Origin of the sequence: Staphylococcus pasteuri, from assembly GCF_030547725.1 — a bacterium.
Taxonomy (GTDB): domain Bacteria; phylum Bacillota; class Bacilli; order Staphylococcales; family Staphylococcaceae; genus Staphylococcus; species Staphylococcus pasteuri.
In genome coordinates, this window is sequence record NZ_JAUOQO010000003.1 from 117,339 (window position 1) to 134,364 (window position 17,026).

Genomic DNA, 17,026 nt, shown 5'->3' on the forward strand with positions numbered 1-17,026 from the left:
ATCTTAACGTAAAAAATGGTAAAATGGGAATAAATAATTCGAATTAAGTGAGGTTATACAATGAAAATATCAACAAAAGGGAGATATGGTTTAACTTTAATGATTTCTCTTGCTAAAAGAGAAGGACAAGGGTGTGTATCATTAAAAACCATTGCGGAAGAAAATAATTTAAGTGATTTATATTTAGAACAACTTGTGGGACCCTTAAGAAATGCTGGATTAATTCGAAGCGTTCGTGGTGCTAAAGGTGGTTATCAATTAAGACTACCATCAGAAGAAATTACAGCTGGTGATATAATCAGATTGCTAGAAGGGCCTATTACTTTTGTGGAAAGTATTGAATCAGAACCACCAGCACAAAAACAATTATGGATCAGAATGAGAGATGCAGTTCGTGACGTATTAGATAATACAACACTTCAATACCTAGCGGAATACAAAGAAACCGACCAAAACCTCGACGGTTATATGTTTTATATATAGGGCCCCTTCACAAAGAAATTGGTAAAACCAATTTCAACGAGCAAAGCAAGAAGGGCAAGGGACCCACCAAAGAATTTTTCAAAAACATACATGAAACAGTGATTACCTATACTCTATAATCCGAATGTTACTTATAAGAAACAAAATGTATAATCTGAGTTTCTTATATAATAAGTCTTATCTTTCGAACCAAAATCTAAAAAAATATAAATTTTTTGGTTTTATATGTTTAGTTCTATAAACAAGTGGTATTTATGGAATATACATCACATAAGTTGTTGAATTAATTAAATTAACAACATATAAGATGTATTTAAGTTAAAATTAAACTTTTAACAAAATACAAATTTGTTCAAAATCGAAAGGAGCTTTTATTTATGGGATTCATGGATAAAGCAAAAGACGCAGCAGAAAAATTCAAAAACAGTGATAATGAGCAAGTAAACAAAGCGAAAGACACTATTAACGAGTATACTGATACTGGTAAAGGTGACAAAGATAAAAAAGAAGACAAAGACGATAAATAATCGTTTAAAATATTTTTTAGAGATAGCATTCAATGCTATCTCTTTTTTTATAGAAAAAAGGAGTAAGGCAAATCTAAAATGCCTTACTCCTTATGAATTTATATTACATTGCATCAATAATATGTTTGAATTTTTGATATGAATCATATTGTTTTTGTTGATCGTAAATATAACTTACACCCATAATTTCATCAATATCTCCATAGTAATCAATGAAATCTTTAAGTTTTTGTTTAACTGTGCTTTCAGACCCAATTAAAGAGGATTTAATTCTTTGTTTGGCCATTTCTAATTCTCTTGGTGTTAAAATTTGATCTAATTCATTTGTTGGTGGTTGAACAGGTTGCATTTTACCTCTCGTAATACTAACCATAACCTGAGCCATTGAAGTAGCTAGATACTCAGCTTCTTCATCAGTATCACCTATAATTACGTTTAATCCTATAATGACATAAGGTTCACTTAATACATCAGATGGTTCAAACAATTCTTTATAAATTTCAATAGCTTCTTTCATCTGTTGTGGTGCAAAATGACCTGCAAATACATAAGGTAATCCTCTTCTAGCTGCAACATGTGCAGAATCAGTAGATGATCCAAGTATATAAAGAGGGACATTTTTATTAACTGCTGGATAAGCACGTACATATGCTTGTTGATTTGCTGGACCAAAATATGTTTGTAATTGATCTACTTCTTCTGGAAATTGATATACGCCATTATGTTGGTCTCGACGTAGCGCGCTTGCTGTCATCATATCAGTACCCGGCGCTCTACCTAAACCTAAATCAACTCGATTTGGAAATAAAGTAGCCATCGTACCAAATTGTTCTGCGACTATGAGTGGTGCATGGTTAGGTAACATAATGCCACCAGAACCAACTTTTATAGATTGAGTATGCTCTAAAGTATGTTGGATTAATAATGCTGTGGCAGAACTTACTAAATTTGGTGCGTTATGATGTTCTGCTATCCAATAGCGTTCATAACCAAAATCTTCCAATTGTTGTGCCAATGAAATCATATCATTTAAAGCTTCTCTATCTTCTTGTCCTTCTCTGATAGGGACAAGGTTTAATGCGGAAACCTTTAAGTTATTCAAATTGATCATGCCTCCATAGTAAAAATAGTATATGAAGTATAACAATGTTTATTTGATTAAAATAATAAACTGCTCATATGTATTTTAGTCTCTTGATTTTGATTGAAAAATAGAATATTAATGATTCATAAATATCATGGGTAGTATACGTAATAATAATTTCAACTAATTATGGATAATGTTAAAATTAAAGTAACTATTAATCAAACAGATAGGTAGAAAAATAGTTTTCTAGGTGCTATTATAGGAACATTGATAATTTTGTGAGGAGTGTCAAAACATGGAAGTATATGCAGATTATGCTGCAACAACCCCAGTTAAACCTGAAGTAGTAGATTCTATGATGAACATATATCAAACTCATTATGGGAATCCATCTTCTATTCATTCAATTGGTAGAGATGCCCGTAAATATTTAGATGAGTCTCGCCGAACAGTAGCACAATGTTTAGGTGCAAAAGCTAACGAAGTGATTTTTACTAGTGGTGCAACGGAATCTAATAATACTGCAATAAAAGGGCTAGTAAAAGCTAATGAGCACATTGGTAATCATTTAATTACAACAAAAATTGAGCATCACTCCGTACTAAATGTATTTGAACAATTAGAACGAGAAGGATATGACGTAACATATTTAGACGTTGATGATACTGGTGCAATAGATTTAGATCAATTAGAAGAAGTGATTACAGATAAGACAATTCTAGTGTCTATCATGTTTGTTAACAACGAAGTAGGTACTGTTCAACAAATGTATGATATAGAAGATATTGTTACAGCTACAAATGCATTATTCCATGTAGATGCAGTTCAAGCAATCGGTCATTTAGATATTAATTTTGACGATTTTAAATTTGATACAATGAGTGTCACTGGTCATAAATTTGGTGGACCTAAAGGTGTTGGTGCGCTATTAGTTAGAGAGAATACTCCGATACAGTATAGTCAACTTGGAGGAGAACAAGAAACTAAACGTCGTGCTGGTACAGAAAACTTAGCGCAAATTGTCGGCTTTGCAAAAGCAATTGAACTTGCTGAACAACATAGAGATGAAAATAATATTCATTTAATGAATTTAAAAGAATTATTTTTAGTTAGCTTACAAGAACGTGCTATTCCATTTGAACTTAATGGTTCAATGGTAGATACAACGGGTCATATTATAAATTTATATTTTCCATTTATTGATGTTGAAACAATGTTAACTTTATTAGACTTAAGTCAGATTTATGTATCATCTGGCTCAGCTTGTACAGCAGGTTCAACTACTCCGTCACATGTATTAGCTGCAATGTACGAAGATGAAGAACGTGCTAAACATTCTGTAAGATTTAGCTTTAGCGAAATGACTACCGAACAAGAAGTCAAATATATAGTTGCAGAAATTCATAAAATATACCATAAATTTAAGGAGGAATAGTAGTGACAAATAAAGATACTCGCGTAGTCGTTGGTATGTCTGGTGGCGTAGATAGTTCAGTAACAGCATATCTGTTAAAAGAACAAGGCTATGATGTTATAGGTATTTTCATGAAAAATTGGGACGATACCGATGAAAATGGTGTATGTACTGCAACAGAAGATTATAATGATGTCATTGAAGTTTGTAACCAAATTGGCATTCCATATTATGCAGTTAACTTTGAACAAGAGTATTGGGATAAAGTGTTCACCTACTTTTTAGATGAATATAAAAAAGGGCGTACACCAAATCCTGACGTTATGTGTAATAAAGAAATTAAATTCAAAGCCTTTCTAGAACATGCACTGAAATTAGGTGCAGATTATGTAGCAACAGGTCATTATGCAAGAATAAGAAGACATGGCGATGGACATGTTGAAATGTTAAGAGGCGTTGATAATAATAAAGATCAAACTTATTTCTTAAATCAACTTTCACAGCAACAGCTTTCAAAAGTGATGTTCCCAATAGGTGATATTGAGAAAAAACGCGTGCGTGAAATTGCTGAAGAACAAAACTTAGCTACAGCTAAAAAGAAAGATTCTACAGGAATTTGTTTTATAGGTGAAAGAAACTTCAAAACATTCTTATCACAATATTTACCAGCTCAATCAGGTGATATGGTGACATTAGATGGTAAAAAAATGGGTACACATAGTGGATTAATGTACTACACTATCGGTCAACGACATGGTTTAGGTATCGGTGGAGACGGTGATCCTTGGTTTGTAGTAGGTAAAAATTTAGAAGATAATGTCCTTTATGTAGAACAAGGATTCCATCATGAGGCATTATACAGTGACTATTTAATTGCTTCAGATGTTTCATTTGTTAATGAAAATGAAATTGATTTAGAGCAAGGATTTTACTGTACTGCTAAATTTAGATACCGTCAAAAAGATACAAAAGTATTTGTACAACGTGAAAATGACGAAGCCATTAGAGTAACTTTCAATGAACCAGTTAGAGCTATCACACCTGGTCAAGCAGTTGTATTTTATAATGAAGAAGTTTGTCTTGGTGGTGCAACAATTGATGATGTATATAAAACATCAGGTCAATTAAGTTATGTTGTGTAAAAATCAGCCATTAATTCATAGAAATGTTTCTTTGAATTAGTGGCTTTTTAATATGAATGATTATGGTAGTGTTCGACCATTTGAGAACATGACTATTCATTTATATAAAAATACATAAAGTGGTAAAATATGATTAAAATAAAAGTTTGAACTTGAAATGAAATCTTATAATACCTATATCATTATTTAAGAATTAAGGAGATGTAATTTTAAATATGATAGATCAAAAAACGATATATCAATTTATCAAAGAAGGCCAATTAGAAGAAGCATTAAAAGCTTTGTTTGATAATATAGAAGAAGATCCATCAATTACTGAAAATTATATTAATGCTGGTATTGTATTGGCAGATGTTGGTGAAATTGAGAAATCTGAGCGATTTTTTCAAAAAGCAATAACGATTGATTCAGAAAATGGAGCAATATATTATAATTTAGGTAACGTATATTACAATCAAGGTAGATATAATGAAGCGATTAAGTTATACCAACAAGCTATGAAATATGATGTGGAACCTGTAGATTGTAACTATATGATTGGAATGGCTTTTAATCAATTAAATGCTCATAAAGAGGCACTACCATTTTTAATGACAGCAGCCGAAAAAGATCAACAACACGATACAGAAGTACAGTTTCAGTATGGATTAGTATTGTGTCAGCTAGAAATGTTTGATGCTGCAATAACACAATTAAACTATGTGTTGTCATTGGATTCATCACATGTAGATGCGATTTACAATCTAGGACTGGCTACTTACATGAAGAATGAAGTTATAAATGAAGCGATAGCATATTTTAAGCAAGCAGTTGAGATTGATCCAGAACATTTACTAAGTCAACATGCTTTAAAAACATTTTCAACTATGCAAGAAGAGGAGGAGTAATATGACTGACCCTACACTATTTGATTATTCAATGATAAAAGGCACTGTAGAAGCGATTTTGTTTCAAAATAGTGATAATTACTATACAGTTTTGAAGGTGGATACCATTGAGACAAACGAATCATTTGATACAATGCCAACAGTGGTAGGGTTTCTTCCTAATGTTGTTGAAGGTGATGTATATACATTTAAAGGACAAACGGTTGAGCATCCAAGATATGGTAAACAATTAAAAGCCGAAACATTCGAAAAAGAATTACCACAAACTAAAGATGCAATCATCAGTTACTTATCAAGTGATTTATTTAAAGGAATAGGTAAAAAAACAGCACAAAACATCGTAAATACTTTAGGTGAAAATGCGATTAATGACATTTTAAACGACGCTAGTGTTCTTGAAAAAGTACCTAGCTTGCCTAAGAAAAAGCAAAAGCAAATTGCTGAACAAATTGCTTCTAATCAAGAATCTGAAAAAGTCATGATTAGATTACATGATTTAGGTTTTGGTCCAAAATTAGCTAGTTCTATTTATCAATATTACGGTGCAGAAACGTTAAGTGTATTAGACAAAAATCCATATCAACTTGTCTATGATATTAAAGGCATTGGTTTTAGTAAAGCTGATCAATTAGCACAAAAAATAGGAATTAAATTTGATGACCCTGAACGTTTAAAAGCAGGTTTATTATTTACGTTAGAGGAAGAATGTATTAAACAAGGACATACTTATATACCTAATGATCAAATTATTGCAGCAACTTTTAATGTTTTAACACAAAATAATAATAATGATGATAACCAAATTAATCATGAGCATTTACAAACAATGTTATTACAACTGAATGAAGAAAAAAGATTAATTGTAGATAAAGAAAAAATATCGATTCCAAGTCTTTACTATTCAGAATTAAAAAGTGTTCAAAACTTATATAGAATTAAAACTCATACTACAAAATTAAAAGAAATAGAACAATCTGATTTACAATTACATATAGGTGATATCGAAACAAATAATGAAGTGAGCTATGCTGCTTCACAAAAAGATGCATTACAAACGGCTATAAATTCTAAAATTATGTTACTAACTGGTGGACCGGGAACAGGGAAGACAACAGTTATAAAAGGAATAGTGGAATTATATGCAGAGGTGCACGGAATATCTTTAGACTACGATGACTATCAAGAAGATGATTATCCAGTTGTACTAGCAGCACCAACAGGTAGAGCTTCAAAAAGATTACAAGAATCTACTGGATTAGAAGCCATGACGATTCATAGATTGATTGGATGGAATCAAGATACCCAACCTGAAGATATTTTGGAAAATGAAATTAATGCGCGTTTGATTATAATTGATGAAATGTCAATGGTTGATACTTGGCTATTCCATCAATTTTTAAGTGCAGTGCCATTAGATGCTCAAATTATTCTTGTAGGAGATGAAGACCAACTCCCTTCTGTTGGACCAGGACAAGTCTTTAAAGATTTAATAGACTCAAACACGATTCCAAGAGTTAATTTAACTGAGGTATATAGACAACAAGATGGATCTAGTATTATAGAATTGGCACATCGCATGAAGTTAGGGCAACCAATTGATATTACACAACGATTCCATGACAGAAGTTTTATTAATTGTGGTACAGAACAAATACCTAATGTAGTTGAGAAAGTCGTAAATAGTGCGGTAAATAAAGGGTATGACATGAGCGATATTCAAGTACTAGCGCCAATGTATAAAGGTAATGCAGGTATTAAAAGGTTAAATCAAATATTACAATCTATTCTTAATCCTAAAGAGAAAGATACTAGAGAAATCGAATTTGGCGATGTTGTCTTCAGAAAAGGAGATAAAGTTCTACAATTAGTTAATCGTCCTAATGACAATATCTTTAACGGGGACATTGGTGTAATTGTTGGTATTTTCTGGGCAAAAGAAAATGCTTTGAACAAGGATGTACTAGTCGTAGACTTTGAAGGAAATGAAATTACTTTTACAAGACAGGATATGCTCGAATTAACTCATGCATACTGTACTTCTATCCATAAATCTCAAGGTTCAGAATTTCCAATCGTGATTATGCCTATAGTTAAACAATATTTTAGAATGCTACAAAGACCTATTTTATATACTGGTTTAACAAGAGCGAAACAATCATTAGTATTATTAGGTGATCCCCAAGCGTTTGATATCGGTCTTAACACAAACGGTCAAAAAAGATTAACGCAATTATTTACTTTATTAAAACAATACTTTACTGAAGAAAAATCCTATGATTTATCTTTAACTGAAGAGAATAATGAGTCAGATGATTCACAAGGTATACATTATGAAGATGATGTTACAGATGTAAAGGATAAAGACGATTCAAACAAGACTATGACTATAGAATTAACTGAAGAAACGATATATCAAATTGATCCTATGATTAATATGGGAGAAACTTCACCGTATGATTTCGCTAATCGTTGACATTTGAAAACAATAAAATTAAAATAAAATTAAGTTCGCATAAAGACGAGTAAACAATTTTGAATTTTAAGAGATGTGCTGGTTGGTGGAAAGCACAATTAAAATTGTTGAACGCTACTTTGTGTCAATTTAAATATGTGACTAAAGTGATAAGTAAAGGTTAGCATGGAATAATTGATTAAAATTCATATTCTAATAAATGCAGTATTAATCCTAACCGTAATAACTTATAACTAGGGTGGTACCGCGACAACGTTCGTCCCTTTTGTGGATGAACGTTTTTTGTTTACCTTATAACACTAGTGTCCAATATAAACTTAATAAAAATGTGTATGAACTAAATATAGGGAGTGTACGTGGATGAAAAATTTAAAAGCAAGCGAAATTAGACAAAAATATTTAGACTTCTTTGTTGAAAAAGGTCATATGGTTGAACCATCTGCACCATTAGTACCTATCGATGATGATAGTTTACTTTGGATTAACTCTGGAGTTGCAACTTTAAAAAAATATTTCGATGGTCGAGAAACACCTAAGAAACCAAGAATTGTTAACTCACAAAAGGCTATTCGTACGAATGATATTGAAAATGTAGGTTTCACAGCAAGACACCATACTTTCTTTGAAATGCTAGGTAATTTCTCAATTGGTGACTATTTTAAGAAAGAAGCTATAGAATTTGCATGGGAATTTTTAACTAGCGATAAATGGATGGGTATGGAGCCAGAAAAATTATACGTCACAATACATCCGGAAGATACAGAAGCTTATAAAATTTGGAACGAACAAATTGGCTTAGAAGAAAGTCGAATTATTCGTATAGAAGGTAACTTTTGGGATATTGGTGAAGGACCTTCTGGACCTAATACTGAAATTTTCTATGATCGCGGTAATGATTTTGGCCAAGATGATCCAGAAGAGGAAATGTATCCAGGTGGAGAAAACGAACGCTATTTAGAAGTGTGGAATTTAGTGTTTAGTGAATTTAATCATAATAAAGATCATACTTATACACCACTTCCAAATAAAAATATTGATACCGGCATGGGATTAGAACGTATGACTTCTATCTCACAAAATGTACGTACAAATTATGAAACAGATTTATTTATGCCAATAATTAATGAAGTCGAAGAAGTGTCAGGTAAAAAATACCTTCAAAATGATGAGCAAGATGTAGCATTTAAAGTTATAGCTGACCATATTAGAACTATTTCATTTGCAATTGCTGATGGTGCTTTACCAGCAAATGAAGGACGTGGCTATGTATTACGTAGATTATTGCGTAGAGCAGTAAGATTTAGCCAAACATTAGATATCAATGAGCCATTTATGTATAAATTAGTTGATATTGTTGCAGATATCATGGAACCTTATTATCCAAATGTCAAAGATAAAAGTGATTTTATTAAACGCGTTATCAAATCAGAAGAGGAAAGATTCCATGAAACACTTGAAGAAGGTCTTTCAATTTTAAATGGATTTATTAGTAAAGCCAAAGAAACTAATAATGAAATTAATGGTAAAGATGCTTTTAAATTATATGATACGTATGGCTTCCCAATTGAACTTACTGAAGAGTTAGCAATTCAAGAAGGTTTAACTGTTGATATGGCTACATTTGAAGCAGAAATGCAACAACAACGTGATAGAGCACGTCAAGCTCGCCAAAATTCACAATCTATGCAAGTTCAAAGTGAAGTATTAAAAAATATTACTACTGAAAGTCACTTTGTTGGTTATGATACTACAGATTATCAAACAGAATTGATTCACCTTATTGAAAATGGAGAAGAAGTTGAAAAAGCAGATGCTGGTGAAACAATTTACTTCATGTTAAAAGACACACCATTTTATGCAGTGAGTGGTGGACAAGTAGCTGATAATGGTACTGTTAGTAATGAGCATTTTGAAATTTTAGTGACTGAAGTTACTAAGGCACCTAATGGTCAAAATTTACACAAAGGTGAAATCCAATTTGGTCAAGTAACAAAAGGTGCACAAGTTGATGCTAGTGTGAACAAAGATGAACGTCGTTCTATCCAAAAAAACCATAGTGCCACACACTTATTGCACGCTGCTTTAAAAGAAGTTTTAGGTGACCATGTTAACCAAGCAGGTTCATTAGTAGCACCAGACCGTTTAAGATTCGACTTCTCTCATTTTGGACAAATGACTCAAGATGAAATTGATCAGGTTGAAAGACGTGTCAATGAAGAAATCTGGAGAGGTATTACTGTTCATATTCAAGAAATGGGAATTAATGAAGCTAAAGAAATGGGTGCAATGGCACTGTTTGGTGAAAAATATGGTGATATTGTAAGAGTCGTTAATATGGCACCATTTTCAATAGAATTATGTGGTGGTATTCACGTAGACAATACTGCTGAAATTGGTTTATTCAAAATTGTTAGTGAATCTGGTACTGGTGCAGGTGTTAGACGTATCGAAGCATTAACAGGAAAATCAGCGTTCTTATATTTAGAACATATCCAAACTCAATTCAATATTATTAAAGATCAAGTTAAAGTGAAAACAGATGATCAAGTTGTAGACAAAATTACTCAATTACAAGAAGAAGAAAAGAACTTATTAAAACGTTTAGAACAACGTGATAAAGAAATTACAAATCTTAAAATGGGTAATATCGAAGATCAAGTAGAAACAATAAATGGTTTTAAAGTATTGGCAACAGAAGTTGAAGTACCTAATGCTAAAGCAATTCGCTCAACTATGGACGACTTTAAATCAAAATTACAAGACACTATTATCGTCTTAGCAAGTAATGTAGATGGTAAAGTTTCTATTATAGCTACAGTTCCTAAAACTCATACAGATCAAATTAAAGCAGGTGACATCATTAAAAATATGGCACCAATCGTTGGTGGTAAAGGTGGTGGCCGTCCAGATATGGCTCAAGGTGGCGGTACTCAACCTGAAAATATCACAGAATCATTACGCTTTATTAAAGATTACATTAAAAATATGTAATTTTAGTTACAGTTCGTGTAGAATAAAATGGAATCAATTTATGTATTGAAGGAGTGACGAAATGGAAAACTTTGATAAAACAATGAAATTTAAATATGAAGATATTCCAGAAGAAGATGTCAAATCAGTATTAGAGAATGTCCACCGAACACTAGAAGAACGCGGATACAATGCAGTAAATCAAATCGTAGGATATTTATTATCAGGTGATCCTGCTTACATTCCACGTCAAAATGAAGCTAGAAATCAAATTCGTCACATTGATAGAGATGTGATTATGGAAGAACTCGTATCTAATTATTTAGCTGAGTCTAAAGAATAGTATCAATGTTAAAGCATAAAATACTTGGTTTAGACGTAGGTAGTAAAACAGTAGGAATAGCGATTAGTGATTTAATGGGTTGGACTGCTCAAGGTTTAGACACACTCCATATCGATGAACAAAATAATGAATTAGGCATCGAACAATTAGTTGAAATCATCAAGAAAAATGATGTCGGTACAGTTGTAATCGGTTTGCCCAAAAACATGAACAATTCTATTGGATTTCGTGGAGAGGCTTCGTTACAATACAAAGAGAAACTTCAAGAAGCATTACCATCTATTGAGATTGTCATGTGGGATGAAAGACTTAGCACGATGGCAGCTGAAAAGTCATTACTAGAGGCAGATGTTTCAAGACAAAAAAGAAAAAAAGTAATAGATAAAATGGCAGCCGTATTTATATTACAAGGCTACCTAGACTCTATTTAATAAAAGGAGAAATAAAATGACTGAACATAATCACGATGCAGAATTAAAAATTAACAATGAAGAAGAATTATTAACATTATATGATGAAGACGGAAATGAAGTTCTTTATCGTAAAATGCTTGAATTCTATCATCCTGAATTCAAAAAAGAATATGTAGTACTTGCTGAAGAAGGCGCACAATCTGATGAAGACGACATGATTGAATTAGTACCAATGATAAATGAACCTGATGAATCAGGTGACGGTGGTAAATTAGTCCCAATCGAAACAGATGAAGAATGGGATATGATTGAAGAAGTAGTTAATACTGAAATTGATGAATAATCTTAGAATAAATATTTAAATTTTACTCCTTATGTAACGATATCTATTGAATATCTGACATAAGGAGTTTTTCTATATATGATTTGTTCAAAGTTTGTTTACATACATACTTATCATTTAGATTTATACTTATATTCACAAAGAATTTATGGTAAAATATTTGGAGTTAAATATTTTATATATCGTTATTTAACATAACGTTTAAAATACTTGTACGTAGTTACAATCAGTCAAAGCCATTGGTTATTTTACTAATCAATATTGTGACTGATTTATTTTATTGCCTTTTTAAATTGTAGTTATTTTACACAAAGGAAGTCGTTGTATAATGGATAATAATGAAAGTTATATTCTCAATTTACATAAAACTAATGATAATGACATTGAACTTTTAAGAGAATATGCAAATACAAATCAAGTGCCGATCGTGGATCGTAATACACTAGAAATAATCAAACAAATTATACGTATTCATCAAACTAAACGGATTATAGAAATTGGTACGGCTATAGGATACAGTACAATGCAATTTGCTTCAGTGTCTAAAGATATAAATGTAACTACAATAGAAAGAGACCCAGAAATGATAGACCAAGCGAAACATAATATCACTTCTAATCAATTTACTAATCAAATTGAGTTAATTGAAGGTGATGCATTAGAACAATTTGATAAAGTTAAATCTCAAACGTTTGACATGTTATTTATTGATGCTGCGAAAGCACAATCGAAGAAATTTTTTGAACTATATACGCCTTTACTTAAAAAGGGTGGCATTGTTGTGACAGATAACGTTTTATATCATGGTTTTGTCTCAAATATCGATATAGTTCGTTCACGTAACGTACGTCAAATGGTTAAAAAAGTACAACAATTTAATGAATGGTTAATGCAAAATGAACAATATACAACTAACTTTTTAAATATGGACGATGGTTTAGCAATATCTATTAAAGGAGAATGACTATGACAGAATTACTAGTTACTCCTAAGTCAATAACACATATGGAAACACTAATAGAAATAGGTGCAGATGCATTTGTTATTGGTGAGCAAAAATTTGGTTTACGACTTCCAGGAGAATTTAATCGAGAAGACATGGAAAAAGCAGTAACATTAGCCCATGAGAATGATAAGAAAGTGTATGCTGCAGTTAATGGTTTGTTTCATAATTATCATTTAGCAGCAGTAGAAGATTATATTCAATTTTTACATCAAATTGGTGTGGATAGAATTATTTTTGGTGACCCAGCTGTTGTGATGTATGTTAAACAACAAAATAATCCTATTCCATTACATTGGGATGCAGAAACACTAGTTACTAACTATTTTCAGTGTAACTATTGGGGACAAAAAGGTGCTACAAGAGCAGTATTAGCGAGAGAATTAGGTCTGGAAGAAATTATAAATATAAAAGAACATGCTGACGTGGAAATAGAAGTTCAAGTTCATGGCATGACATGTATGTTTCAATCTAAAAGAATGTTATTAGGCAACTATTATACATTCCAAGATAGACAAATGAAAATTCAACGTAATGAAAATCAAAATGATTTATTATTATATGATGAAGAACGCGAAAATAAATATCCTGTTTTTGAAGATTATAATGGTACACATATTATGTCACCAAATGATATGTGCCTTATAGAAGAATTAGAACCGTTTTTTGAAGCAGGTATCGATTCATTTAAAATTGACGGCATATTACAGACAGAAGAATATATCAATGTTGTTACACAACAATACAGAGAAGCAATAGATTTATATAATGAAGATCCTGAAACTTATGAAGATGAAAAATTTATGCTTGTAGATCCTATCGAAGACATTCAACCAGAACATCGACCATTTGATGAAGGTTTCTTATTTAAGCATACGGTATATTAGGAGGCTGAATCATGAAGACATTAGAAGAAGTTAAACAAACTTCAAATACTAAAATGAAGAAGCCAGAATTACTTGCTCCAGCTGGTAACTTAGAAAAGTTAAAAATTGCTGTACATTATGGCGCAGATGCAGTTTTTTTAGGCGGACAAGAATATGGTTTAAGATCAAATGCTGATAACTTCACAATGGAAGAAATTGCTGAAGGTGTTGAGTTTGCAAACCGTTATGGTGCAAAAATTTATGTTACGACTAATATTATTGCGCATGACGATAATATGGAAGGGTTAGACGATTATCTTATTAATCTTGAAGCGACAGGTGCAACAGGTATTATTGTTGCTGACCCCCTTATTATTGAAACTTGCAAAAAGGTAGCGCCAAAATTAGAAATTCATTTATCTACACAACAATCATTATCTAATTATAAGGCAGTTGAATTTTGGAAAGAAGAAGGATTAGATCGTGTGGTTTTAGCTCGAGAAACAGGAGCTATGGAAATGAAAGAAATGAAAGAAAAAGTTGATATTGAAATAGAAGCCTTCATTCATGGTGCTATGTGTATTGCTTACTCTGGTAGATGTACATTAAGTAACCACATGACAGCACGTGATTCCAATAGAGGTGGCTGTTGTCAAAGTTGTCGTTGGGATTATGATTTGCTACAAGTAGATGAAGATGGTGAACTTGATTTATTTTATGAAGATGGACAAATCGTCCCATTTGCAATGAGTCCGAAAGACTTAAAATTAATCGAATCAATCCCACAAATGATGGATTTAGGTATTGATTCGTTAAAAATAGAAGGCAGAATGAAATCAATTCATTATATAGCTACTGTTGTGTCAGTATATCGTAAAGTAATTGATGCATATGCTGAAGACCCAGACAATTTTAAAATTCAACCTGAATGGTTAATGGAATTAGATAAATGTGCTAATAGAGATACAGCACCAGCATTCTTTGAAGGTACTCCAGGATATGAGGAACAAATGTTTGGAGAACAACAATCGAAAAAGTCTCCTTATGATTTTTGTGGCTTAGTTTTAGATTATGATCAGGATACAAAAATTGCTACAATTCAACAAAGAAATCACTTTAAACCTGGACAAGAAATTGAATTTTTTGGTCCGGAAATTGAAAGTTTTAAACAAGTTGTTGATACCATTTATGATGAAGAAGGTAATGAGCTTGATGCTGCGCGCCATCCATTACAAATTGTACAAATTAAAGTTGATCGTCCAATCTATGCAAACAACTTGATGAGAAAGGAAATCGGTTAATGACACAAACGACGATTATAGGAATTGCTGGAGGCTCTGGCTCTGGTAAAACGACAGTCACAAATGAAATTATGAAAAATCTTGAAGGTCATAGTATTGCATTATTAGCGCAAGACTATTATTATAAAGACCAATCACATTTAACTTTTGAAGAACGTTTGGAGACAAACTATGATCATCCATTTGCATTTGATAACGATTTGTTAATTCAAAATCTAAGAGATTTACGAAATGGCAAAGCAGTTAAAGTACCAACATACGATTATGCTAATCATACAAGAAGCGATCAAACGATTGCATTTGAACCGAAAGATGTTATCATCGTAGAAGGTATCTTCGCTTTAGAGAATAAAACGTTACGTGATATGATGGATGTTAAAATATATGTCGACACTGATGCAGACTTAAGAATTTTACGTCGTCTTAAAAGAGACACTCATGAGCGAGGACGTTCTATGGATTCGGTTATCAATCAATACTTAAATGTGGTGCGACCTATGCACGTGCAATTTATTGAACCAACTAAGAAACATGCTGACATCATCATCCCAGAAGGTGGTAGTAACAAAGTAGCCATAGATATTATGACTACTAAGATTCAATCTTTAGTTAGTAAACAATAGTATTTAAAAGTAAAGGAAGATGACATAATGGAAAATCAAAAACAATATCCAATGACTCAAGAAGGGTACGAAAAATTAGAACAAGAATTAGAAGAATTAAAAACAGTTAAAAGACCTGAAGTAGTTGAAAAAATTAAAGTTGCACGTTCTTTCGGCGATTTATCTGAGAACTCAGAGTATGATGCAGCTAAAGATGAACAAGGTTTTATTGAACAAGATATCCAACGTATTGAACATATGATTAGAAACGCTTTAATCATTGAAGATACAGGCGATAATAATACAGTACAAATTGGTAAAACTGTTACGTTTATCGAACTACCAGGAGACGAAGAAGAAAGTTACCAAATCGTAGGTTCAGCTGAAGCGGATGCATTTAAAGGTAAAATCTCAAACGAATCACCAATGGCGTCAGCATTAATTGGTAAAGAATTAGACGATGAAGTTCGTGTACCACTACCAAACGGTGGAGAAATCAACGTTAAAATTGTAGATATAAAATAATTAACTATTCTAAAAATAGTCGCAACAGCCTGGGACAAAAATCAGTGTCTCAGGCTACAATTATATATAGGCAGTAGTTGACTGATAAAGTAATTCTTTTTTCTTTAGAAATTAGAATTACTTATGCATGAGTGTTAACTCATGTAATCCTTAGTGGAACACATTAGCTAAAGCTAATGTGTAAGTATCACTAAACTATTAAAATAGTAGTGACACTTTATTTTTCAAATCTAGTCAACCTTGCCGGGGTGGGACAACGATAAAGAAATACTTTTTCTTTAGAAATTAGTATTTCTTACGCATGAGTTCAACTCATGTGTTCCATTAATGTACACCTTAGCTAAAGCTAATGTGTAAGTACTACTAACCTAATAAAATTAGGAGTAGTGCTTTATATTTCTGTCCCACTCCCTTGCGCTTTTTTGGAATGTTTAATATTTAAGTGAGACATTTGAAAAATCTTTTAATTTAATGCAATCATTTTAATAAGGAAAACTTATTTGGTGATAACGATTACAGTGACAAATTAAACTTATTATGATTAAATATAATAAAGAATTTTTTGAATAGTTAGTAATTATTATTAGTAAATGTAAATCTTAGAATGAATTGAGAAATTGGTTATTACTAATAATTAGAATAATTTA

The 17,026-nt window shown here is 31.9% G+C and carries 16 protein-coding genes; 15 read left to right on the forward strand and 1 reads right to left on the reverse strand.

Translation table 11 applies throughout. The annotated features are described in order from the left end of the window. The first annotated feature begins 60 nt into the window (after positions 1-60). Both cymR and Q4528_RS04180 read left to right on the forward strand, forming a co-directional pair. Positions 61-483, forward strand: a complete 423-nt coding sequence (gene cymR, locus Q4528_RS04175) for a cysteine metabolism transcriptional regulator CymR (protein WP_017637073.1) — start codon at positions 61-63, stop codon at positions 481-483. Positions 484-860: 377 nt separating this feature from the next. Further along, the gene (locus Q4528_RS04180) at positions 861-1,010 is read left to right on the forward strand and encodes an SAS049 family protein (RefSeq protein ID WP_002451815.1); all 150 of its coding nucleotides are present in this window, start codon (positions 861-863) and stop codon (positions 1,008-1,010) included. A gap of 103 nt (positions 1,011-1,113) precedes the next feature. On the opposite strand, the gene Q4528_RS04185 is transcribed toward Q4528_RS04180, so the two are convergent. Then, on the reverse strand, positions 1,114-2,121 hold the full coding sequence (locus Q4528_RS04185) for an LLM class flavin-dependent oxidoreductase (RefSeq protein ID WP_177244143.1): 1,008 nt from the start codon (positions 2,119-2,121) through the stop codon (positions 1,114-1,116). Between the two features lie 271 nt (positions 2,122-2,392). On the opposite strand from Q4528_RS04185, the gene Q4528_RS04190 reads away from it, so the two are divergent. The 13 genes from Q4528_RS04190 (at position 2,393) to greA (ending at position 16,379) form a co-directional block, all read left to right on the forward strand. Beyond that, positions 2,393-3,532 (forward strand): cysteine desulfurase family protein, encoded by a 1,140-nt coding sequence (locus tag Q4528_RS04190; RefSeq protein WP_303520656.1) that lies wholly within the window; start codon positions 2,393-2,395, stop codon positions 3,530-3,532. 2 nt (positions 3,533-3,534) lie between these two features. Next, positions 3,535-4,653, forward strand: coding sequence for a tRNA 2-thiouridine(34) synthase MnmA (gene mnmA, locus Q4528_RS04195; RefSeq protein ID WP_046466762.1), 1,119 nt, complete (start codon positions 3,535-3,537; stop codon positions 4,651-4,653). Positions 4,654-4,868: 215 nt separating this feature from the next. Further along, positions 4,869-5,540 (forward strand): tetratricopeptide repeat protein, encoded by a 672-nt coding sequence (locus Q4528_RS04200; RefSeq protein WP_017637077.1) that lies wholly within the window; start codon positions 4,869-4,871, stop codon positions 5,538-5,540. Position 5,541: 1 nt separating this feature from the next. After that, entirely contained in the window at positions 5,542-8,013 is a 2,472-nt protein-coding gene (gene recD2 / locus Q4528_RS04205) for an SF1B family DNA helicase RecD2 (RefSeq protein ID WP_117238986.1), read from the forward strand. Between the two features lie 360 nt (positions 8,014-8,373). Further along, the gene (gene alaS / locus Q4528_RS04210; protein WP_046466760.1) at positions 8,374-11,004 is read left to right on the forward strand and encodes an alanine--tRNA ligase; all 2,631 of its coding nucleotides are present in this window, start codon (positions 8,374-8,376) and stop codon (positions 11,002-11,004) included. A 61-nt stretch (positions 11,005-11,065) separates the two neighbouring features. After that, positions 11,066-11,326, forward strand: a complete 261-nt coding sequence (locus Q4528_RS04215) for an IreB family regulatory phosphoprotein (protein ID WP_017637080.1) — start codon at positions 11,066-11,068, stop codon at positions 11,324-11,326. 5 nt (positions 11,327-11,331) lie between these two features. Beyond that, positions 11,332-11,757 (forward strand): Holliday junction resolvase RuvX, encoded by a 426-nt coding sequence (ruvX, locus tag Q4528_RS04220; protein WP_046466759.1) that lies wholly within the window; start codon positions 11,332-11,334, stop codon positions 11,755-11,757. 16 nt (positions 11,758-11,773) lie between these two features. Beyond that, a complete protein-coding gene (locus tag Q4528_RS04225; protein ID WP_017637082.1) occupies positions 11,774-12,082 on the forward strand; it encodes a DUF1292 domain-containing protein in 309 nt (102 codons plus the stop codon). A 328-nt stretch (positions 12,083-12,410) separates the two neighbouring features. After that, positions 12,411-13,046, forward strand: a complete 636-nt coding sequence (locus Q4528_RS04230) for an O-methyltransferase (RefSeq protein ID WP_046466758.1) — start codon at positions 12,411-12,413, stop codon at positions 13,044-13,046. A gap of 2 nt (positions 13,047-13,048) precedes the next feature. Further along, a complete protein-coding gene (locus tag Q4528_RS04235; RefSeq protein WP_303520666.1) occupies positions 13,049-13,972 on the forward strand; it encodes a peptidase U32 family protein in 924 nt (307 codons plus the stop codon). 11 nt (positions 13,973-13,983) lie between these two features. Further along, a complete protein-coding gene (locus tag Q4528_RS04240) occupies positions 13,984-15,252 on the forward strand; it encodes a peptidase U32 family protein (protein ID WP_017637085.1) in 1,269 nt (422 codons plus the stop codon). Then, positions 15,252-15,875, forward strand: coding sequence for a uridine kinase (gene udk / locus Q4528_RS04245; protein WP_017637086.1), 624 nt, complete (start codon positions 15,252-15,254; stop codon positions 15,873-15,875). Before Q4528_RS04240 ends, udk begins: the two co-directional genes overlap by 1 nt. Positions 15,876-15,902: 27 nt before the next feature. Continuing rightward, on the forward strand, positions 15,903-16,379 hold the full coding sequence (greA, locus tag Q4528_RS04250) for a transcription elongation factor GreA (RefSeq protein WP_017637087.1): 477 nt from the start codon (positions 15,903-15,905) through the stop codon (positions 16,377-16,379). Positions 16,380-17,026: the final 647 nt, after the last annotated feature.